16 protein-coding genes and 1 pseudogene are annotated in these 20,834 nt (G+C 65.7%); 7 read left to right on the top strand and 10 right to left on the bottom strand.

Annotated elements, in window-relative coordinates; translation table 11 throughout:
• The first annotated feature begins 65 nt into the window (after positions 1–65).
• The 5 genes from aceK (at position 66) to MA09_RS22580 (ending at position 5,589) form a co-directional block, all read left to right on the top strand.
• Positions 66–1,901, top strand: a complete 1,836-nt coding sequence (gene aceK / locus MA09_RS22600) for a bifunctional isocitrate dehydrogenase kinase/phosphatase (protein ID WP_036253332.1) — start codon at positions 66–68, stop codon at positions 1,899–1,901.
• Positions 1,894–3,093, top strand: a complete 1,200-nt coding sequence (locus tag MA09_RS22595) for an acetyl-CoA C-acyltransferase (protein ID WP_036253329.1) — start codon at positions 1,894–1,896, stop codon at positions 3,091–3,093. Before aceK ends, MA09_RS22595 begins: the two co-directional genes overlap by 8 nt.
• Positions 3,094–3,231: 138 nt before the next feature.
• Positions 3,232–3,900, top strand: coding sequence for an SDR family oxidoreductase (locus MA09_RS22590; protein WP_036253326.1), 669 nt, complete (start codon positions 3,232–3,234; stop codon positions 3,898–3,900).
• A gap of 31 nt (positions 3,901–3,931) precedes the next feature.
• Complete coding sequence (locus MA09_RS22585) at positions 3,932–5,059, top strand: acyl-CoA dehydrogenase family protein (RefSeq protein WP_036253325.1); 1,128 nt, start codon at positions 3,932–3,934, stop codon at positions 5,057–5,059.
• Positions 5,056–5,589, top strand: coding sequence for a GNAT family N-acetyltransferase (locus MA09_RS22580; RefSeq protein WP_229440824.1), 534 nt, complete (start codon positions 5,056–5,058; stop codon positions 5,587–5,589). The genes MA09_RS22585 and MA09_RS22580 overlap by 4 nt, the downstream gene beginning before the upstream one ends.
• Positions 5,590–5,681: 92 nt before the next feature.
• Here the strand turns inward: MA09_RS22580 and MA09_RS22575 are convergent, their stop codons facing one another.
• From MA09_RS22575 to MA09_RS22560, 4 genes are all read right to left on the bottom strand, one after another.
• Positions 5,682–6,725, bottom strand: coding sequence for an LD-carboxypeptidase (locus MA09_RS22575; protein ID WP_051933711.1), 1,044 nt, complete (start codon positions 6,723–6,725; stop codon positions 5,682–5,684).
• An 87-nt stretch (positions 6,726–6,812) separates the two neighbouring features.
• Positions 6,813–9,569, bottom strand: coding sequence for a TonB-dependent receptor (locus MA09_RS22570; protein WP_036253324.1), 2,757 nt, complete (start codon positions 9,567–9,569; stop codon positions 6,813–6,815).
• A gap of 183 nt (positions 9,570–9,752) precedes the next feature.
• Positions 9,753–11,510, bottom strand: a complete 1,758-nt coding sequence (locus tag MA09_RS22565; protein WP_036253323.1) for an ABC transporter substrate-binding protein — start codon at positions 11,508–11,510, stop codon at positions 9,753–9,755.
• A gap of 107 nt (positions 11,511–11,617) precedes the next feature.
• Positions 11,618–13,057 (bottom strand): serine hydrolase, encoded by a 1,440-nt coding sequence (locus MA09_RS22560; RefSeq protein ID WP_051933710.1) that lies wholly within the window; start codon positions 13,055–13,057, stop codon positions 11,618–11,620.
• A 312-nt stretch (positions 13,058–13,369) separates the two neighbouring features.
• Between MA09_RS22560 and MA09_RS22555 the strand changes: the two genes are divergently transcribed.
• Together MA09_RS22555 and dacB are read left to right on the top strand one after the other, a co-directional pair.
• Positions 13,370–14,608, top strand: a complete 1,239-nt coding sequence (locus tag MA09_RS22555) for a nucleoside recognition domain-containing protein (protein WP_036253322.1) — start codon at positions 13,370–13,372, stop codon at positions 14,606–14,608.
• 10 nt (positions 14,609–14,618) lie between these two features.
• On the top strand, positions 14,619–16,106 hold the full coding sequence (gene dacB / locus MA09_RS22550; RefSeq protein ID WP_036253321.1) for a D-alanyl-D-alanine carboxypeptidase/D-alanyl-D-alanine-endopeptidase: 1,488 nt from the start codon (positions 14,619–14,621) through the stop codon (positions 16,104–16,106).
• A gap of 16 nt (positions 16,107–16,122) precedes the next feature.
• On the opposite strand, the gene MA09_RS24940 is transcribed toward dacB, so the two are convergent.
• From MA09_RS24940 to MA09_RS22525, 6 genes and pseudogenes are all read right to left on the bottom strand, one after another.
• Positions 16,123–16,278: a hypothetical protein gene (locus MA09_RS24940; RefSeq protein WP_161783251.1), complete on the bottom strand. Its 156-nt coding sequence runs from the start codon at positions 16,276–16,278 to the stop codon at positions 16,123–16,125.
• A 174-nt stretch (positions 16,279–16,452) separates the two neighbouring features.
• Positions 16,453–17,040, bottom strand: coding sequence for a PEP-CTERM sorting domain-containing protein (locus tag MA09_RS22545; RefSeq protein ID WP_161783250.1), 588 nt, complete (start codon positions 17,038–17,040; stop codon positions 16,453–16,455).
• A 99-nt stretch (positions 17,041–17,139) separates the two neighbouring features.
• Complete coding sequence (locus tag MA09_RS22540) at positions 17,140–17,751, bottom strand: M15 family metallopeptidase (RefSeq protein ID WP_036253317.1); 612 nt, start codon at positions 17,749–17,751, stop codon at positions 17,140–17,142.
• Entirely contained in the window at positions 17,748–18,653 is a 906-nt protein-coding gene (locus MA09_RS22535; RefSeq protein ID WP_036253314.1) for a LysR family transcriptional regulator, read from the bottom strand. The genes MA09_RS22540 and MA09_RS22535 overlap by 4 nt, the downstream gene beginning before the upstream one ends.
• Positions 18,654–18,995: 342 nt before the next feature.
• A pseudogene (locus tag MA09_RS22530) lies at positions 18,996–19,790 on the bottom strand (N-acetylmuramoyl-L-alanine amidase); the annotation flags it as partial.
• Between the two features lie 24 nt (positions 19,791–19,814).
• Positions 19,815–20,744 (bottom strand): N-acetylglucosamine kinase, encoded by a 930-nt coding sequence (locus MA09_RS22525; RefSeq protein WP_036253308.1) that lies wholly within the window; start codon positions 20,742–20,744, stop codon positions 19,815–19,817.
• Positions 20,745–20,834 lie beyond the last annotated feature (90 nt).

Genomic DNA, 20,834 nt, shown 5'->3' with positions numbered 1-20,834 from the left:
GCAGGAAACCTGCCCACCCTACATTGCCATAAACTGTACGCTGACCACTGCGCGCGAGACGAACGATGACCCAGCAAGCGTTCCCCAAACTGCTGTCTTCCCAGATCGCCTTCGACATCGCGCGCACCATCCTGGACGGCTTCGACAAGCATTACCGCCTGTTCCGCCAGGCCAGCCAGGGGGCGCGGCGCCATTTCGAGGCCGCCGACTGGGCCACCGCGCAGGGCGCCGCGCGCGAGCGCATCGATTACTACGACCAGCGGGTGCAGGAATGCGTGCACGTCCTGCAGGACGAGTACGAGCCGGAAGAACTCCTGGACCCCGTCTGGCGCGAAACCAAGCTGCACTACATCGGCCTGCTGTCCGGCCACAAGCAGCCGGAACTGGCCGAAACCTTCTTCAACTCGGTCAGCTGCATCATCCTGCACCGCAGCTACTACCATAACGACTACATCTTCGTGCGCCCGGTGATCTCCACCGAGTACATCGAGACCGAGGAGCCGTTGCCGACCTACCGTGTCTACTACCCGGCGGCCGACGGCCTGCGCTTCGCCTTGCGCCGGGTGGTCACCAACTTCCAGTTCGCCGTGCCCTTCGCCGACCTCGACCGCGACGTGGCGAACGTCGAGGCGCGGCTGAGCGATGCCTTCGGGCTGGCGCGTGCGGAACCGAACCTGCAGCTGCAAGTGCTGTCCAGCCCCTTCTTCCGCAACAAGGGCGCCTATATCGTCGGCCGCGTCATCAACGGCCCACGCGACTACCCCTTCGTGATCCCGGTGCTGCACGATCGCCAGGGGCGGCTGGTGCTGGACACGGTACTGACCGAGGTCTATCACATCACCCTGTTGTTCAGCTTCACGCGCGCCTATTTTTTGGTGGACATGGAGGTGCCGTCGGCCTACGTGAGTTTTCTACGCAGCCTGATGCCGCGCAAGCCGCGCAGCGAGATCTACACGGTGCTGGGCCTGCAGAAGCAGGGCAAGACCCTGTTCTACCGCGACTTCCTGCAGCACCTGAAGCACAGCTCGGACCTGTTCCGCATCGCGCCCGGCATTCGCGGCCTGGTGATGCTGGTGTTCGAGCTGCCGTCCTTTCCCTACGTGTTCAAGGTGATCAAGGACTTCTATCCGCCGCCGAAGGAAACCACGCGCGCCCAGGTCAAGGAAAAATATTTGCTGGTGAAGCACCACGACCGCGTCGGGCGCATGGCCGACACGCTCGAGTATTCCGACGTCGCCTTCCCGCTGGCGCGCTTCTCGGAAGAGTTATTGAACGAGCTGAAGCAACACGCGCCCTCGCTGGTCGAGATCGAAGGCGAGCGCATCATCGTGCGCCACCTCTACATCGAGCGCCGCATGGTGCCGCTGAATATCTACCTGGGCGATGCCCAGGCCGCCGGCGACGAGGAACGCATCGAGCACGGCGTGATCGAATACGGCAATGCTATCAAGGACCTGGTCGCCGCGAATATCTTCCCGGGCGACATGCTCTACAAGAATTTCGGCGTCACCCGCCACGGCCGCGTCGTGTTCTATGATTACGACGAGATCGAGTACCTCACCGACTGCAATTTCCGCGACATCCCGGAAGCGCGCAACGAAGAGGATGAGATGTCGTCCGAACCTTGGTACCCGATCGGCAAGCACGACGTCTTTCCGGAACAGTTTGGCCGTTTCCTGCTTGGAAATCCGCGCATTCGACACTATTTCATGAAGCACCACGCGGAGCTGTTAACCCGCGCGTATTGGCAATCTCACAAGGACCGCATATTGGCGGGCATCGTCGACGACGTGTTCCCTTATCCCCAGCAGATCCGTTTCTGTCACCAAGCAACCACCACCCCGGCGCAGCACATCACTGAACCCGCGCCACCCATTTTGGAGAACTTACACAATGAATGATCCAGTCGTTATCGTTGGCGCCGCCCGTACCCCGATGGGCGCCTTCCAGGGCGATTTTTCGTCGAAGTCGGCGAGCGACCTCGGCGCGGTGGCGATCAAGGCCGCGGTGGAGCGCGCCGGCGTCGACGCCAACAGCGTCGAGCACGTCTACTTCGGCAACTGCCTGATGGCCGGCCAGGGCCAGGCCCCGGCGCGCCAGGCGCTGATCAAGGCCGGCCTGCCGCTGTCGACCGGCGCCGTGACCCTCTCGAAGATGTGCGGCTCGGCGATGCAGGCTGCGATCTTCGCCCATGACCAGCTGGTGGCCGGCAGCGCCGACATCGTCGTCGCAGGCGGCATGGAATCGATGACCAATGCGCCCTACCTGATCCCGAAGGCGCGCGGCGGCTACCGCATCGGCCATGCGCCGATGTTCGACCACATGATGCTCGACGGCCTCGAAGACGCCTATTCGCGCAACGAGAAGACCGGCGAAGGCCGTTCGATGGGCACCTTCGCCGAAGAGTGCGTGGCCACCTACCAGTTCTCGCGCGAGGACCAGGACAACTTCGCGATCGAGTCGGTCAAGCGCGCACAAAACGCCAACAACGAAGGCTGGTTCAACTGGGAAGTCGCACCGGTCGCAGTCAGCACCCGCACCGGCGAACTGCTGGTCGAGAAGGACGAAGGCCCGATGAAGGCCAAGGTCGACAAGATCCCGTCGCTCAAGCCGGCATTCAAGAAGGACGGCACCGTGACCGCCGCCTCGTCCTCGTCGATCAACGACGGCGCCGCCGCCCTGGTGATGATGCGCGAATCGAAGGCCAAGGAACTGGGCCTGACCCCGATCGCCCGCGTCCTCGGCCATGCGACCCACGCCCAGGAACCGAACCTGTTCACCACCGCCCCGATCGGCGCGATGCAGAAGCTGTTCAAGAAGACCGGCTGGACTGCCGGTGATGTCGACCTGTTCGAGATCAACGAAGCCTTCGCCGCGGTGCCGATGGCCGCCATGCGTGACCTCGACATCCCGCACAGCAAGGTCAACATCCACGGCGGCGCCTGCGCCCTGGGCCACCCGATCGGCGCCTCGGGCGCGCGCATCATCGTCACCCTGCTGGGCGCGCTGAAGCGCACCGGCGGCAAGCGCGGCGTGGCTTCGCTGTGCATCGGCGGCGGTGAAGCGACGGCAATGGCAATCGAGCTGATCTGACGCTGTTGCAGTTGTAGGGTGGGCAGGTCTCCTGCCCACGCGTTCAAATTACGCAGGCGTTACGATGACGCATTCTTTAGTTGAACGCGTGGGCGGCGAAGCCGCCCACCCTACGAAACCCAAACACAAGGAGCTGCTATGCCTACCGCTTTGATCCTCGGCGCTTCGCGCGGCATCGGCCACGAGATGGTGCGCCAGTACCGTATAGAGGGCTGGCGCGTGATCGCCACTGCACGCAAGCAGGAAGACTGCGACGCGTTGGCCCGCATGGGCGCGACCGCCCACCAGCTCGACGTCACCAGCGCCGATTCGATCGCCGCGCTCGGCTGGCGGCTCGACGACGAGAAGGTCGACGTGGCCTGGCTGGTGGCCGGCGTCTACGGCCCGTCGGGCTCGGGCTTCCCGACCGGCCCCGAATTCGACACCGTCATGCGCACCAACGTGCTGTCGGCCATGCGCCTGATCCCGATCGTCGGCCCGCTGCTGGCCGATACGCGCGGCAAGCTGGCCGTGCTGTCTTCGAAGATGGGCTCGATCGGCGCGCGCAGCTCTACCGACGGCACCCTGTACCGCGCCAGCAAGGCGGCGCTCAACTCGGTGCTCGCCGATGCCGCCATCACCTACGGGGCGCAGGGCGTCACCTGCGTGTCCTTCCACCCGGGCTGGGTGCAGACCGACATGGGCGGCAGCGGCGCCACGCTCACGGTGGAGCAGAGCGTGCGCGACCTGCGCGCCACGCTGGACAGGCTGGATGCGTCCAGCAACGGCAGCTTCCTGAACCACGACGGCACGCCCATTCCCTGGTAAGCCGGACAACACAAACAAGATACGAGACACGATGATACTGAGCGAAGAACACCAGATGATCCGCGACGCCCTGCGCAGCTACGCGCAGGAGCGCCTGGCCCCGAACGCCGCGCGCTGGGACCGCGAACACTATTTTCCGAAGGACGAGCTGAAGGAACTGGCCGGCCTGGGCGCCTTCGGCGTCGCGGTGCCGGAGCAGTACGGCGGCGCAGGCCTCGACTACGTGTCGCTGGCGCTGGTGCTGGAAGAGATCGCGGCCGGCGACGGCGGCACCTCGACCATCATCTCGGTCAACAACTGCCCGGTCTGCTCGATCGCCATGATGTATGCGAACGAAGAGCAAAAAGCACGATACCTGGTCCCGCTGGCGCAAGGCGAGATGCTGGGCGCCTTTGCCCTCACCGAACCGCACACCGGCAGCGACGCCTCGGCCTTGCGTACCACCGCCGTCCGCGACGGCGACCATTACGTCCTCAACGGCACCAAGCAGTTCATCACCAGCGGCAAGTACGGCGATGTGGCCATCGTCATGGCGGTCACCGACAAGACTGCCGGCAAGAAGGGCATCAGCGCCTTCTGGGTGCCGACGACTACGCCGGGCTACATCGTCGCCGGCCTGGAACAGAAGATGGGCCAGCACTCCTCGGACACCGCGCAGATCGTGTTCGACAACTGCCGCGTGCCGGCGGCGAACCTGATCGGCGAGGAAGGCATGGGCTACAAGATCGCCCTGTCCGGCCTCGAGGGCGGCCGCATCGGCATCGCCTCGCAGTCGGTCGGCATGGCGCGCGCGGCGTATGAAGCCGCGCTGGCGTATGCGAAAGACCGCGAGAGCTTCGGCAAGCCGATCTTCGAGCACCAGTCGGTGCAGTTCCGCCTGGCCGAGATGGCGATGCAGATCGAGGCCGCGCGCCAGCTGATCCTGCACGCGGCCTCGATGAAGGATGCCGGCCTGCCCTGCCTGAAGGAAGCCGCGATGGCCAAGCTGTTCGCCTCCGAGATGGCCGAGCGCGTGGTCTCCAGCGCCATGCAGGTGTTCGGCGGCTACGGCTACGTGGCCGACTTCCCGGTCGAGCGCATCTACCGCGACGTTCGCGTGTGCCAGATCTACGAAGGCACCAGCGACATCCAGAAGATCCTGATCGCGCGGGCACTGTGATCACGATCCGTCCCGCCACGCTTGAGGACCTGCCGGCGCTGTTCGCCTACCTGGGCGAGCAGCTGGCGGAGAACGGTCGCGACGGCCTGCTGTTCCAGCCGATGGAACCGACGCCCGATGGCGTGCCGCCGGCCATGCGCGAGCGCTTCGCCACCGGTATGACAAGGCCCGCAGGCCAGCCGGGCTGGCGCCAGGTATGGATCGCGCTCGACGAGAACGGCCTGGTGGCCGGCCACATCGACCTGCGCGGCCGGCCGGAGCCGGCCTCCGGCCATCGCACCCTGCTCGGCATGGGCGTGCGCCACGACCTGCGCCGCGCCGGCATCGGCACGCGCCTGGTGCAGGAGGCGCTGGCCTGGGCCCGCGCCGGCGGCTTCGCCTGGGTCGACCTCGAAGTGCTGGCGCAAAACCACAAGGCACGCGCACTGTACGCGCGCACCGGTTTTCACGTCACCGGCGAAGTGCCGGACCTCTACCGCATCGGCGGGCAAGCAGTCGGCGCGGTGTCGATGAGCCTGCAACTGGCCTGATCGCCATGATGCAGCGCTTCAAGCCGGCGCTGTGTGCCGGCAAGCCCTGCCCGATGATCTTCCCGCTCATGTTCAGTTTCGATCCCGAGTGATCACGAAACGGCAGGCTCGAGCAGGGTCACGGTCTGGGCCTCCGTGTCCAGCCGGCCGCGCACGCCGACCGGAATGGTGAACTGGTGGCGGATATGCCCGATCGAATAACCGGTCACCGCCGGCACGGTCAAGGGTTTCAGGTGCTGATCGAAGGTCTCGTCCAGGCTCAGCGAGCGCCTTCCTTCTTGCGGTGCGCAATCCTCGCAGATGCCGACCATGACGCCGGCCGCATTGGCGAAACCGAATGACAGGTCGAGCTGGGTCATCCAGCGGTCCAGGCGGTAGGGCGCCTCGTCCACCTCTTCCAGGAACAGCAGGGCCTTGCTGAAGTCGGCCGCATACGGCGTGCCGCACAATGCCGCCACGATCGACAGGTTGCCGCCCAGGAGCGGGCCGGTGGCCACGCCCGCGGTCAGGGTGCGGATGCCGAAGTGCGGCGCGGTGTGCGCCTTCAATGCATTTTCCGGTGCCATCGGGATCGTGTAGCTGGGCCGCGGGTCGGTCAGCACGGCCATCATGTGCTCGCGCGGATAGTCGGCCAGCGTCGACGAGGCCACCGGGCCGTGGAAGGTCACCAGGCCGGTCCTGTTGTAGATCGCCAGGTGCAGCGCGGTGATGTCCGAGTAGCCGAGCAGGATTTTCGGATTACGCCGGATCAGGCCGTAGTCGAGTTTCGAGAGCAGCGAAATGCAGCCCGAGCCGCCGCGGATCGGCCAGATCATCTTCACTTCCGGGTCGGCGAACATGGCATGCAGGTCGGCCAGGCGCTGCTGGCTTGAACCGGCATAGTTGCCGTGCACGGCCTTGATGTAAGTGCCTACTTTCGCCCGCATTCCGAGGGCTTCGATATTCTGGACCGCTTTCTCGATCAGGCGGTCGTCGGCGAAGCCGCCGGGCGCGATCAGGCCGACCAGGTCGCCGGGGCGCAGGCGTGGGGGTTTGATGAGGCGTTTGGGAGAACGCTGCGGCGCGGCAGCCGCGAGTCCGGAGGCGGAGAAACCGGCTGCGACCAGGGCGCCGAAGCTGCGTCGGCTGAGAGTCATGCGAAATTCGCGTGAAAAAAATGAAAAACGGCCCGCGCCGTGGAGGCTTGCGCCTCCATCGACAGCGGGCCGCTGACAACGGTCAAGTTAGAAGAACTTGTACTTGACGTTGAAGGTGAAGGCACGGCCACGCGGATCGGCCACGCGCGGATCCCAGGCAGCGCCGACCACTTCGTCAACGTTGTGGGCGGTGAACGGCGGATCGCGGTCGAACAGGTTCTGTACACCGAGCGTGAGCGTGGTGTTCTTGAAGCCGGTATAGGTGGCCGCCAGGCCGAAGCGGGTGTAGCTCGACACGTCCGGGTTGAAGCCCGGCGGCGGCGTGCCCTTGCCGGCGTTCGGCACCTGGTCCTTGTAGCCCGAGGCGAAGTTGTTGCTCACCAGGACGTTCCAGTCGCCGCGGCTCACGCTGAAGGTGGCAGCGTGCTTCCAGCGCAGGTACAGGTCGCGGGTGAAGAACATGCCGACGTATTCCTTGTACGGCTGGCCTTCGATCTCGGCGAACTTGAAGCTGTCGGTCCAGGTGCCGTCCAGGGTGGCGCTCCACTTGAAGCCGTCGCCGAACTTGCCGTCGCCGCGCAGGCCGACGTCGATGCCGCGGGTCTTGGCGCCCGCCGCATTGATCCAGCCGGCCTGGACGTAGTTGATGGTGTCGTCCGGGTTGCGGATGATGTTACCCGGCAGCAGCGCGGCATTCTGCAGCACGACGGTCGCGCTGCGGTTCAGGATGCGGTTCTTCATGTTGACCGCCCACCAGTCGATCGAGGCCGAGAAGCCCTTGAACGGCTCGATGACCAGGCCCAGGGTGCCCTGCTTCGAGGTTTCCGGCACCAGGTTCGGGTTGCCGCCGGACTTGAAGTCGAAGCGCTCCGGTGCGCAGAAGCGGATGTCGCCAGGATGACGCGCGCAACCGACGCTGTCGATCACGCCGTTCGACAGTTCGCCATCGAGCGAGCCGGTGTACAGCTGGACGAAACTCGGCGCCAGGAAGCCCTTGTTGGCCGAACCGCGGAACAGCAGCCAGTTGGCCGGCTGGTAGCGGAAGGCGACCTTCGGATTGGTGGTCGCGCCGATCACGCTGTAGTCGTCGCGGCGCACGGCCAGCTGCAGTTCCAGGTCCTTGGTCACCGGCACGATGAACTCGGCGAAGAACGCCTTGACGTCGCGCGAGGCCTTCGGCAGGTTGGCGTTGCCCGGCGCCAGCAGGATCGGCTCGGCGGCCACGTCCTGGCTGTACAGGTAGGTTTCACGGCGGAAGTCGAAGCCGGCGGCCATTGCCAGCTTGCCGGCTGGCAGGTCGAACAGCTCACCCGAGACGGTGCCGTCGATCTGGGTCATGGTCGTCTTGCCGGTCTGGAAAGCGCCGCGGTACTTGGTCTTCTCGATCGCGTCGATCGCCGCCTGGGTCTGCTTGCCGTCGAGCGACCACGGGTTGACGATGCCGCTGCCGAGCACCTTGTAGAAATCGGCAGTGTAGGCATAGCCGTCGAGCAGGTCCATGTGCGACGTGCTCTGCGCCTTCGACAGGCCCAGCTTGTAGTCCCAGTCACGGATCACGCCCTCGAAACCGACCAGCAGGCGGCCGCTCTCGGTGGTGTTGTCCTGGGTCCGGTTACCCAGCGCGTTGGCGCGCCATTTGTAGATGATCGGCAGGTTGCGGTTGTAGGTCGGGATGAAGGCCGACAGATCCTGGTAGTAAGGACCGCCCACCGGATAAGCGTTGCCGTTGGCGAGCGAGGTCGAGATCTGGGCCGGGGTCAGGATCGAGATCACTTCCGAACGCGAGCCGATCGCCTCGACGAACATCCTGTGGTCCGCCGCCAGTTTATAGGTGCCGCGCAGCAGCAGGTTGGCCTGCTCGGACGGCGACTGCATCACGTAGTCGGCACCGTAGTCGTAGGCGCAGGAATAACGCGTGCGCAGCGGCGAAGTGACGTCCTTCCACAGCGCGGTCTGGTACTGCGACATGCCTTCGACCGTGTCGCACTTGCCCTGGAAGCTCAGCGGGTTGGCCTGCAGGTAGGTGGTCGGGTCGTTCGGCATCTTGAAGCCGGTGCCCAGCGCGGTGCCGGCGCCGGTCAGCTGGTTCGCGTACGGGGTGCCGGTGGTGTCCGGCGACAGGCCGCGCGAAGGCTGGAAGCCGTTGGCGAAGTCACGCTGGCGCGATTCGAGCTTCTCGTTCTTGGTGAACGAGGCGGTAGCCATGACGTTGAAGCCGTCGGTCTCCAGGTCGCCGGTACCGACGATCAGCGAGCCGCGGTGGATGTTGCCGCCGCCCGCCTCGGTGATGTTGGTGTAGGCCGAAGCTTCGGCGCCCTGGTAGTCGGTCCGCAGGATGATGTTCATCACGCCACCGATCGCGTCGGTGCCGTAGATCGCGGAGGCACCGTCCTTCAGGATCTCGATGCGGGAAATCGCCGCCATCGGGATCGAATTCAGGTCGACCGCCTTGCCGCTCTTGCCGTGGGTGGGCGCGCGGCGCCCGTTGATCAGGACCAGGGTGCTGTTCGGTCCCAGGCCGCGGAAGGACGCGAAGGAAGCGCCGCCGCTGACGCGGTCGGCATCGGCGCCGAACACGTTGTTGCCCGAAGTCGGATTGTCGGCACCGGTGCCGTTCGCCGAAATCGTCGCCATCAGTTGCTCGGCGGACGTAATACCCTGTTTCTGCAGGGTGTCGGCGCTGATCACCTGCACCGGCAGTGCGCCTTCCTTGGCGACGCGCTTGATGCTGCTACCGGTGATCTCGACACGCTGGATTGGACCAGACGTTTGCACGTTTTGTGCGACGGCCGGGCTGACCGCACCCATCAGGGCGATCAATTGGGCGAGCTTCTTTAACTTCACGCGTTTCTCCTAACGTTTTCCCTTGGCGGCCTGGTTTTCCGGCCGGTTTTCATTTTCGCAATGTCTTAGCATTACGTTATTTTTGATTTCAGGGTAAGCCCAGTTATTTAGGGCTATCCAATGAAATATCCGGCGGCAAGTATAACTAAGGGGAATGTTTTATTTAGGAAAAACTCACGAAATCTAGCGCTCTCCTCTGGCGAAGCGTGCCCTTTGCGCAACATCGACATCCAGATAGCGCCAGGTGGTGAATTCGACAGGGTGGCGTTTGTAGTTTTTCAGCCACGGATGACGCAAATCGCCGGACAAGACCTGGGTCAACGGCACCCATGGGTTATATGCATGGATCAGCTGGTTCATCTCGAAATACAGCTTCTGGCGCGCGGGGCCATCGGTGAGACGGCGCGCCTGTTCGTAGCGCTCGTTGTAGGCCGGCAGGTTGAAACGCGCGTAATTGGCGCGGCCGGCGTTGGGGCCGTACAGGAGCTGGTAGAAGTTGTCGCCGTCGGGGAAGTCGGCGATCCAGTTACTCTCGAACATCTGGACCGTGCCCAGGCGCGACGCCTTGATGATCTCGGTCTTTTTATCGGACTTGAACACGACGCGCAGGCCGATCGCGTTCAGGCACTTGCGCCACAGCTCGTCGCGCAGGCGGCCGCTGACCGTCGCTTCGCTGTGCATGGTGAGCGTCAGCGGCCTGTTGTCGGGCGTACGCCGAAACCCATCCGGGTCGCGCCGGGTATAGCCGTAGCGGTCCAGCAGCGCGTTGGCCAGCTGGGGGTCATAGGGTACCGGGCTGCGGTAGTCCGGGTCGTAGCCCAGCACGTTGGGCGGCAACGGCGACTCGGCCTTGATCGCAAAGCCCTTCTTCAGCAGCGCGATGTCCTCGGCATTGTTGTAGGCCATCGAGATCGCGCGACGCAGCGCCACCTTGTCCTTGCCGTAGCCCCCGACCACCGGGTCGTTCATGTTCATCCACATGTAGTAGGTCTGCAGTACCGGAAAGCGCGACAGCACGATGCCGCGCGCCGCCAGCTCGGGCTTGAGCCGGCCGTCACGCACCACCATGTCGGTCATGGATTCGGGAATCTGCTCGAGGTAGTCGTACTCGGCGTTCAGGAAGCCCAGCATGCGGCCCTGGAATTCCTCGGCGACGCGCAGCTCGATCCGGTCCACCCGCGGCAGGCGCTTGCCGTCGAGGGCGGCGGCGATGGCCTTGTCCTCGGCGCTGTACTTCGATGCGTCTTCCGGCGCCGCATGGAACACGGCGGTCGAATGCGGATTGGCCAGCAGGACGATGCGGTCGCTGCGCTTCCACTCGCCGACCATGAAGGGGCCGGTGCCGACCGGGTGGTTGCCTGCCTGGCCCGGATAGGCCTCGATGACTTCGCGCGCCACTGCGCTGGAAGCCGGCATCGCCAGGTAGAACAGGAAGTTGTTGTCCGGCGCCTTCAGGCGGATGCGCAAGGTATGGCGGTCGAGGGCGCGCAGCTCGGCCACGCCCTCGAACGTCGCGGCCCAGGGCGACCTGGTCGCCGGGTCGAGCAGGCGCCCGATGCTGTAGACGTAATCCTGCGCCGTCATCTCGCGTTTCGCCCCTTTGAAGGCCGGATCCGGGGTGAAGTGGATACCGGGGCGGATACGGAAGGTGTAAGTCAGTCCGTCCGCGCTCACCTCCGGCATGGCGGCGGCCGTGTTCGGGCGCAGCTTCGCCGGACGCGCCAGGTAGTCGTAGCGCAGCAGCGGGTCGAACAAGTTTTCCAGCAGCGAGAGCGTGGCATTGTCCGAAGCCACGGCCGGGTCCAGGCCGGTCTCGCTGGTGGACAGGAACATGCGCAGGACTTTTTCCTGCGCGGGCGCCTTCGGGGGAAGCTGCGCGCTCGCGCTAGCGGCGCACAGCAGGGGGAACAGGAGGGCGGCGGCAGCCAGGCGGAGTGTCATGACGGAGGCGATATCGAAGCAGCGGGAAAACCTTGCGTATCATATCCGCGGCTGCGGGAAAACGGTGAGCCGCCCCCCGGCTTTGCGTTTTCCGGTCCTGAACATGCTTATTGATTCACCGGCGGCTTCGCCGGCGTGAGCGTGATCTCCTGCACCTTGGGCTCGCGTTCGGGAGTGAGCGTGAATTTGACGTTCACCGTGCCGCGCTCGCCGATGAGCGGGAACGTGCCGCGCAAGGCGTTCTCGGCCTCGATCGGGCCAACCGAGGTGATCTTCCCGATCGGCTCCAGCTTTTCGCGCGCGTGCGCGATCCAGTCTACGCGCGAGCGGTCGAGGAACAGGTTGTCGGCCGCAATCGCACTTCCCAGGGATGCATCCCACGACTGCACCAGTTGTGCCACTTGCGGATGGCGCTTCGCCAGGATCGGCGAGACGGCAATGGCCCGGGGCCCCAGATCGGCGCGCTCGACCAGCATGCTCAGTATCCTATTGGTGGGTCCGTACACCGGCCCGTAGCGCAGGTTGGTGAAGGCAAACACCCCGACACCGTGGTCCGGTGCGAAACGGAACTGGCTGCCGAAGCCGGGCAGCCCGCCCGAATGGCCGGCCGTCACCACGTCGTGGCTGTCGCGCGTCCAGTCCAGGCCGTAGTTATAGAAATGCATGCGCGGATTTGGCGTCTTCCTGTCGGTCAGGGTCGCCTTGACGGCGAAGCCGGTAAACACCTGCGGCAGGTGCATCTCGCGCACCGAGGCGCGGCGCAGCGGCCCGCGCTCCGGATCATTGCGGGCCGGCCAGGCGTCCAGGTGGAAGGCGACGTAGCGCGCGAAGTCATCCGCCGTCGTGATCAAGCCGCCCATCGCGGCGCCGTCGCCGTCGGACAGGATCGGCTCAGGCTCCCAGTGGTCGCGGTCCCAGCGGTAGCCCAGCGCGAGCTTGCCCGGTGCGGCTTGCGTATATTCCCAGCGCGTGTTGTGCATTCCCAGCGGCCGCAGGATTTCGCGCGTGACGTAATCCTGGAAGCGCATGCCCGAGGCCTTGCTCACCACCTTGCCCAGGAAGATGTATCCGAGGTTGCTGTACTCGAAGGTCTGCCCGGGAGCGTTGGAGAACGACAGTCCGGCGCCCGCCAGCTGCTCGAGCCGGGCATTGGAAACGGCCATCTGGCGGTCGCCCCAGGGATTGTCCTCGGGCAGTCCGGTGGTCATGGTCAGCAGGTGGCGAATCGTCAGCGCGGGCGAATCCGCGGTCGGCAGCTGGACGCGGCGCAGTTCAGGCAGGTAGTCGGCGACCGGATCGTCGAGCCGCAGCTTGCCCTGGTCACGCAGCTTCAGCGCCGCCATCGCCACAAAGCTCTTGCTCATCGAGGCAATGCGGAATTCGGTCGAACTGGTCGCAGGGATCTTGCGCTCCACATCGGCCAGGCCGAGCGAACGGACGTGCACCAGCTTGCCGTCGAGGACCACGCCGTACACCAGGCCAGGCAGGTGCTCCTTGCCGGCGAGCTCCGTGTAGATCTTGTCAATTTCCGGAAGGAGCGCGGCCACGCGTTCGCTGCGAGCCGCGGCTGGCGCCTGCGCCTGCGCGTCAGCAGGCACGGCGGCAAAGCTACCGAGAACAAATACAAGGCTGCACAAGGTAGGGCGGGCTAGGCAATGCATATGCTCTCTTCTCCAATAGGCGCGAACTGGAGAAAGATTATGCCCTGATTTTCATGCAATTGAGCAAATAGAAAAAGAAAGCCCGACACGTCCTCATAACTTTTAAACATGGCCTTGGCGCATTCTTTCATCTGCGCAGCTTATTCCCGGCCTATACTCTCCGCTGCACAATCGTACGACCTCGGCGGCAGCAAACTCATGGCACTCAATTACATCTGGACTGGCTTCTTCCTCGTCGGCTTCGTCGCGGCACTCGCGCAATGGCTGTTCCTGGGCGATAGCGAAATCTTCAAGCGGATCATCGACGGCACCTTCTCGTCGGCCAAGATGGCGGTGATGGACATCGCCCTGCCGCTGGCCGGCGTCATGACACTCTGGCTCGGCATCATGAACGTCGGCGAAAAAGCCGGCGCCATCAACCTGTTCGCCCGCATCATCGGGCCCTTCTTTTCGCGCATCTTCCCGGGCGTGCCGAAGGACCATCCGGCCAACGGCCACATGGTGATGAACTTCTCGGCCAACATGCTCGGCCTGGACAACGCCGCCACCCCCTTCGGCCTGAAAGCCATGGAAAGCCTGCAGTCCCTGAACCCCAGCAAGGACGAGGCCAGCGACGCCCAGATCATGTTCCTGGTGATCCAGACCTCGGGCCTGACCATCATCCCGCTGGCGATCATGGCCCAGCGCGCGATCCTCGGCGCCGCCAACCCGGCCGACATCTTCATCCCGACCCTGATCGCGACCTACTGCTCGACCATGACCGGCATCATCGCCGTCAGCCTGCGCCAGCGCATCAATCTGCTGCATCCGGCCGTTTTCGGCTGGATCGGCGGCCTGACCGCGCTCATCGGCCTGCTGGTCTGGTACTTCACCGTCTTCCTCGACAAGGCGCAGATCCAGCTGGTCTCGGTGGTCGCGGCCAACCTGATCCTGTTCTCGATCATCGCCGCCTTCATGGTCGGCGCGCTGGCCAGGAAGGTGAACGTGTTCGAAGCCTTCATCGAAGGCGCCAAGGGCGGTATCGAGACCTCGCTGAGAATCATCCCCTACCTGGTCGGCATGCTGGTGGCGATCAGCGTGGTGCGCAACTCGGGCATCCTGGGCATGATCGTCAGCGGCTTCGCCTGGGTCTTCAACGCCCTCGGCCTGCCAACCGACTTCGTCGGCGCACTGCCGACCGCGCTCATGAAGCCCCTGTCGGGCAGCGGCTCGCGCGCCATGATGATCGACGCGATGACCACCTACGGCGTCGACTCCTTCGTCGGCCGCCTGTCCAGCATCCTGCAGGGCGCCGCCGACACCACGTTCTACGTCGTCGCGCTGTACTTCGGCTCGGTCGGCATCCGCAAGACCCGCTATGCGATCGGCTACGGCCTGCTGGCCGACCTGGCCGGCGTCATCGGCGCCATCTTCGTCGCCTATCTCTTCTTCGGTTAAAGGAGTATCCATGCTGCGCCGCCTTGCCCTCGCCACCGTCCTTGTCGCTGTCTTCGGCAGCGCCCACGCCCAGCTGCCGGCCCCGGTGGCACAGGTGCTGGCGCAGCAGGGCCTGCCGGAAGATTCCCTCGGCGTGCTGGTGCTCAAGGGCGACGCCGTGGTGCTGTCGCACCAGGCCGACCGGCCGATGCAGCCGGCATCGACCATGAAGCTCGTGACGACCATGGTGAGCCTGGAGCGGCTCGGCCCCGCCTTCCGCGGCCGTACCGAACTGCGCACCACGGGCGCGATCGAGAAAGACGTCCTGCGCGGGAACCTGATCCTGAAGGGCGGCGCCGACGCCGACCTGTCCGGCGAACACCTCGAGAACATGCTGCGCGTCCTGCACTACCAGGGAATCCGACGCATCGAGGGCGACCTGGTGCTGGACCGCAGCCTGTGGCAACCTGCGCGCACGGACGCGGGCATCGCGTTCGACGAGTCGCCCGAGGCCTATTACAACGTGATCCCGGACGCGCTGCTGGTCAACAAGAACATGATCCAGATCGACATGCGCTCCACGAACAAGCGCCTGAAGCTGGAGATGCAGCCGCAACTGGACCGTGTGAGCATCGGATCGAGCATGGCGCTCATCGACGCCGACTGCTCGAAATGGGAAGACGGCTGGAAGCTGCCGGAAGCCGTGCGCCAGAAGGACGGCCGCATCAAGGTGCTCCTGCACGGTAGCTTCCCGAAGGAGTGCGCGCGTACCTACAGCATCAACGTGCTGGACCGGAACGACTACATCGAGCGGCTGTTCCGCCAGAAGTGGAAGGAACTGGGCGGGAAGTTCAGCGGCAAGGTGGTCGAGCGCACGGCGCCGCCGGAATCGGTCCTGCTGGCCGAGCATACCTCGCGCATGCTGCCGGAGCTGGTCCGCGACACCAACAAGCCCTCTGACAACGCGCTGGCGCGCACCCTGTTCCTGAGCCTGGGCAGCTTGCAGCCGGATCCGGCGGCCGGCAGCTTCCCTCTCCCGCCAAGCGGCGAGAGCACGTTCTCACGGGCCGACGCTGCCGTGCGCGAGTGGATGCGCGGCCAGCGCATCGACGATACCGGCCTGGTGATGGAGAACGGCTCGGGCCTGTCGCGCACGGAACGCGTCACGCCCCAGCAGATGGCTTACCTGCTGCAGGCCGGCCTGCGCAGCAACTGGGCGCCCGAATTCCAGGCCAGCATGCCGATCGCCGGCATCGACGGCACCCTGCGCCGGCGCCTGCAGGGCACCCCGGCGGAGGGCCGCGCGCGGCTCAAGACCGGCACGCTGCGCAACGTGGTGGCGCTGGCAGGCTATGTGCCGGATGCCAGCGGGGTGCAGAACGTATTCGTCGCGATGGTCAACAGCGAGCAGGCCGGCAACGGCCGGGGACGCGCGGTGCTGGATGCGCTGGTGGACTGGGTGGCGCGTTCGGGAACCCCGCCTGCCGCGCCTGCCCTCCCCCAGAACCCATCCGAGTAGTCGCCCGGCGCCGGCGTCAGAGCCCCTGCTGCCCGAGGGCGTCGATCTCGAAGTCGCCGTCGTCCATCAGGCGCAGGCCCAGCTCCGCCGGCGATAGTCCCAGCTGCGCCCCATCGACAGCAGCAGGCTGCGCCCGAGCGCTCCGGCTTGAACTGGTACACGGGATCGGCATAGGCCTGCGCCGGCGTGGTGATGGTCCAGCCCATCTCCTTGAACTGGCGGATCACGTCGTCCAGCCACATCGCATTGATCAGGTTATGGTGCAGCAGCAGGACCTGCGGGATATCCCTGCCCTGCAGCCGCTGCGCCAGCTCGCGGTAGGCCAGCGCACGCTGGCGGATGCCCCTTATCTCTTATGCCGCCAGCGTAAGCCGGCCAGCAGCGCCAGCCCGGCCGCGGCCATGGCGCCGGAAGCCGGTTCCGGCACCGGCAGCTGGACGATGTCGAAACGGGTCTGGTCAGTCCAATACCAGGAGGTCGTCGATTCGTAAAAGTGGCCATAGGAGTAATCGCGCGCGCTGACGCCGCTCCTCACACTCCCGCTCCAGCCCGAGTAATACTCGTCGTAGCCGCCCCAGCCGGCGAAAAAGCCGAGCTCTCCGCCCGGGACGTAGCTGAAGCTGCTGATGCCGCAGCGGCCATACGGACTCGGGGCTTCCATGCAAGGAAAATAATCCCTGCCATGCACCTGGAAGCCGGTCAGTTCGCCGATGTCGATGATGCCATTGCCATTGCGGTCCTCGCCACTGAAGCTGCCGGTGATGCGCGCATCGGGTTCGAAACCCTCGGCATAGTCGTTACGGGGCTCCGGTCCCGTCGACGTGTAGCTGCGCGTAACGAACAGGCCGGTATAGCTGAAGTCCCAGCTGGTCGGTGCGGCCTGCGCGACGCATGCGCTGGCGGCCAGCAGGGAAAGGAGCAGGATCTTGCGCATCGCCATTCTCCCATCGAAGAATCAGATGCCAGACTAGCACCATCCTTGGCACGCACGCGGCCGCTTGTTGCCGCCGCGCTACTCGGCAGGAAAAAAAGCTCAGAGCACCCGACGGTAGGTGGCGCGCACCAGGTCGCGGTCGCCGCAGTCGAAGTGCCACCACTCGGTCCTGATGCCGAAGAAGCCCGCCTCCAGCATGGCTTCGCGCAGCAGGCGGCGGTTGGCCACCTGCTCCTCGCTGAGCTTTCCCGCCACCAGGAAACCTTCTTCCAGCGCCGGGTGCGACAGGTCGGTCATGTCATCGAAGCCGGTGCCCATGTCGAGCTCCCTGCCCGCTTGGTCGAGCAGGGTGATGTCGAGCGCCATGCCGTAGGAGTGGATCGAGCCGCGCGCCGGGTCGGCCAGGTACATCTGCAGGCCGGTGCCTTCGAGCGCATCCCAGAGCTGCTGCTGCACGCGCTGCGGACGCAGGGCGTCGAGCACCAGGGGAGTGAGGTCGGGACGGCGCAGCTTCAGCCAGGCCACGACCTTTTCCAGCGCCTCGGCGGCGTCGCGGTGCAGCCAGGCGCAGTCGAAGGGCGAATACAGGTCGCGCCCGACAAAATTGTTGCTGGTCGCGTAGCGCAGGTCGATCGCGATCCCGTCGATGCTGGTGAGATGGCGGAATTCAGGGCTGCCGGCGATGTCCTCGCTGGCCACAGACAAACTCATGCACAGCCTTTTTCGAGACAGGCGCGCGCGGTCGCGCCGATACAGTTGGCCAGCTCCCGCGCCCCGTGCGACAAGGGAGAGTGGCTGGCGCTCAGGAGATACAGGTGCACCGGCATCGCCGGCGACCACGGGCGGCACTGCACCTTGGCCGGGTCGGCCGAGGCGGCGGTGAAGGGATCGAGCACGGCCAGGCCGGCGCCGGCTTCCACCAGCGAGCGGGCGATCTGGTAGGTCTGCACCACGGTGTGGTAGACCGGCTGCACGCCCTGGGCCTCGCAAGCCGCTACCACGATCTCGCCCAGCGGATCGCCGTCGTTCAGGCCGATCAGTTCACCGGTCAATCCTTCGGCGCCAAAGGGTCTGGACAGGTCTTCTTCGCTCCAGGTGCCACGCGGCGCCATCACGGTGAGCGTCCCGTGGGCGATCGGTTCGGCCACGATGCCGGGGTGACGCGGGTCCTGCAGCGACAGCGCCAGGTCGGCTTCGCCCAGGCGCAGCGCGTTCACGATCTCGCTGGTGTGTTGGGTGGCCAGCTCGCAGCGCGCCTGCGGAAAGTCGCGGCGCCACACCGTCATCGCCTGCGGCAGCACGCTGATCGCGATGGTCGGTGTCGACACCAGGCGCACGGTCTCCACCGCGCGGCTCTTCAGGCTGGCGGCCAGGCGGCGGATACCCTGCAGGTCGCGGTTCAGCTTCTCGGTTTCGGCGAACAGGCGGTGCGCTTCCGGCTTCGGATACAGCTTGCCGCGCACCCGCTCGAACAGCGGCATGCCCAGCTGCAGCTCGGCATGCTGCAGGACTTTCGTCACCGCCGGCTGCGAGATGTGGAGAACCTGGGCGGCACCGCTGATGGTACCGACCTGCATGATGGCGTGGAAAACTTCGATATGGCGCAGACGCATCGCTTCATCCTTCAATAGAGGGTCCGCGCGCACGGCGCGGATTTTCCGAAGGATACAGGGAAAACAGGGCTGCGGCGACCGTCACGGCGTGATCACAACAGCTGGGTTCACCGGTGTCGCTGCCGGTACGGCCGGCGCCGGGGCAGGCGCCGGGACCGGCGGGGTGACCGGCGTCGGCACCGGCGCCGGGACGGCCGGATTCGGCACGGGCGCCGGCGCTGCCGGGGCAGGTGCGGTTTCCGGGACCACCGGGGCCGGCGGCGTCGCCGGCGGCAGCGGCGGCACCGGCGTGGTAATCATCTGCGGCTGGATCACCGGCAGCGGTGCGTTGGCCGGCGTGGTCAGCACCTCGAGCAGGGCAGCGGTCTCGGCATCCGGATTGCCGGCGAAGTCCGCCGGGCGGTATTTCATCTGGAAGGCCTGCAGCACGGTGCGGGTCTGCTGGTCGAGCACGCCGGTCTGCTGGATCGCGAACCCGTGGGTGGCCAGCTTGCGCTGGAACCAGAAGATATCCGGCAGGGTCACGTCGAAGATCGGGCGCACCAGGGCGACCCGGTTCGCATCCGGCCACAGGACCAGGCCTTCCTGGGCCAGGCGCGCCCATGGGAACAGCGGGCCCGGGTCCTGCTTGCGCTGCGGTGCGATGTCGCTGTGGCCGAGGACGTTCTCGGGCGCGATGCCGTGGCGCTGGACGATGTCCTTCAGCAGCGGGATGAGGACATCCATCTGGGCCTGCGGGAAGGGGTAGAACAGCCGTCCGCCATTGGGCGCAGCGGTCCAGCCGGGATTCACGATCTCGATGCCGATCGAGCTGTTGTTCAGCTGTGTAAAGTTTTTCCAGCTCGAGTTACCGGCATGGTAGGCGGCGCGGTTCTCGTCGACCAGGCGGTAGATGATCGGCTGCGCATGGTTCGTGACGAGGTAGTGAGCGCTCACCTGCTGCTCGGTCAGGATCTTGATCGAGGTCGGGTTGTCGGACACGGTGTAGTGCAGCACCAGGAAGCGCGCACGGCTCGACTGCCCCTTGGCATTGTAGGTGGTATCGATCTTCGGGCCGATCGGTTCGAGCGGGGCAGTGGTACAGCCTGCCAGCACGGAAAGAATAATCGGGATGGCGAGAACGTTCAGCTTTTTCATCGGCGTGGAATCCTGTGTGCTGTGTCAGTTGGCGCGGTGCGCCGGCTCTGCCGCCAGCCGCGCGGCCGCATAGTGGGCGCGCATGCCGGTCTGGCTCAGTATGGTATCGGGCGGCAGCGCCGCACGCATGGTCTCGACGATTGCCGGGTGCAGTTCGGCGGCGCGGCCGGCCAGCGCCACCGGACGCGGGCCGAAGCGGCTGACCAGCGCCTGCGCCAGCCGGGCCAGTTCGCGGCCCGCCTCGCGCAGGATGGCGGCGGCGGCCGGATCGCGTTCGGCGGTCGCCGCGACCGCGATCGCCAGCTTGCCGACTTCGCCGCGCTCGCGGCCATAGATGAACTGGCGCGAGAACGCCCAGTCCGAGCCGCCCACGTGCTGGAACACGGCATGCGCCATCGGCGAGGCTTCCCAGGCGCCGGGACGTTCGTCCTCGAGGCGCCAGATGTGGCGCAGCGCTTCACGGGCGATCCAGAAGCCGCCGCCGCCGTCGTCCAGCACCACCCCGCGCCCGCCGGCGCGGTGGAAGCCGCCATGGGCGTCGATGAAGGCGCCGATCGAGCCGGTGCCGGAATACACGAGGTAACCCTCCCCCGGCTTGAAACTGGCGAGGTAGGCGATTTCGATGTCGTTGCTCAGCACGACCGCTTTCGGGTCCAGGCCGAGCAGCGGGCCCAGGGTCTGCTGCAGGGGACCGCCGTCGCCGCCGAAGCCGGTCACGCCGGCGCGCACCGCGACCGGGCGGCCATGGGACAGCACGGCCTGCGCGATGACGCTGAAGGTCGCCTGCACGGCTTCGCGCCCTTCGAGGCTGCCCATCTGCAGGGCAGACAGGCCGGCAGCCGTGCCTTCGGCGACGATGCGCCCGCCCGGCGCCGCGAGGGCCCAACGGGTCTGGGTGCCGCCGGCGTCGATGCCGAGGCCTAGATTGTCTTGTTGCAGTTCGTGATGGAGCATAGCCCGCGAGTGTACGTTGTGGGTCCGCCGGCACGCGAATGAATGCTGGCGGTCCTTGCATGAACCAAGGTTATGAGCCTCGCATGTTCA

Origin of the sequence: Massilia sp. BSC265, assembly GCF_000740675.1 — a bacterium.
GTDB lineage: Bacteria > Pseudomonadota > Gammaproteobacteria > Burkholderiales > Burkholderiaceae_D > Telluria.
This window is presented reverse-complemented; position numbering and strand designations above follow the sequence as displayed.

Coding starts and splice junctions, on each gene's coding strand:
- MA09_RS24940 (WP_161783251.1), bottom strand. CDS start 16,278: ATGCCGATCCCGTGTACCAGTTCAAGCCGGAGCGCTCGGGCGCAGCCT.
- MA09_RS22595 (WP_036253329.1), top strand. CDS start 1,894: ATGAATGATCCAGTCGTTATCGTTGGCGCCGCCCGTACCCCGATGGGC.
- MA09_RS22575 (WP_051933711.1), bottom strand. CDS start 6,725: ATGACTCTCAGCCGACGCAGCTTCGGCGCCCTGGTCGCAGCCGGTTTC.
- MA09_RS22540 (WP_036253317.1), bottom strand. CDS start 17,751: ATGAGTTTGTCTGTGGCCAGCGAGGACATCGCCGGCAGCCCTGAATTC.
- MA09_RS22590 (WP_036253326.1), top strand. CDS start 3,232: ATGCCTACCGCTTTGATCCTCGGCGCTTCGCGCGGCATCGGCCACGAG.
- MA09_RS22565 (WP_036253323.1), bottom strand. CDS start 11,510: ATGACACTCCGCCTGGCTGCCGCCGCCCTCCTGTTCCCCCTGCTGTGC.
- MA09_RS22585 (WP_036253325.1), top strand. CDS start 3,932: ATGATACTGAGCGAAGAACACCAGATGATCCGCGACGCCCTGCGCAGC.
- MA09_RS22555 (WP_036253322.1), top strand. CDS start 13,370: ATGGCACTCAATTACATCTGGACTGGCTTCTTCCTCGTCGGCTTCGTC.
- MA09_RS22545 (WP_161783250.1), bottom strand. CDS start 17,040: ATGCGCAAGATCCTGCTCCTTTCCCTGCTGGCCGCCAGCGCATGCGTC.
- MA09_RS22535 (WP_036253314.1), bottom strand. CDS start 18,653: ATGCGTCTGCGCCATATCGAAGTTTTCCACGCCATCATGCAGGTCGGT.
- dacB (WP_036253321.1), top strand. CDS start 14,619: ATGCTGCGCCGCCTTGCCCTCGCCACCGTCCTTGTCGCTGTCTTCGGC.
- MA09_RS22525 (WP_036253308.1), bottom strand. CDS start 20,744: ATGCTCCATCACGAACTGCAACAAGACAATCTAGGCCTCGGCATCGAC.
- aceK (WP_036253332.1), top strand. CDS start 66: ATGACCCAGCAAGCGTTCCCCAAACTGCTGTCTTCCCAGATCGCCTTC.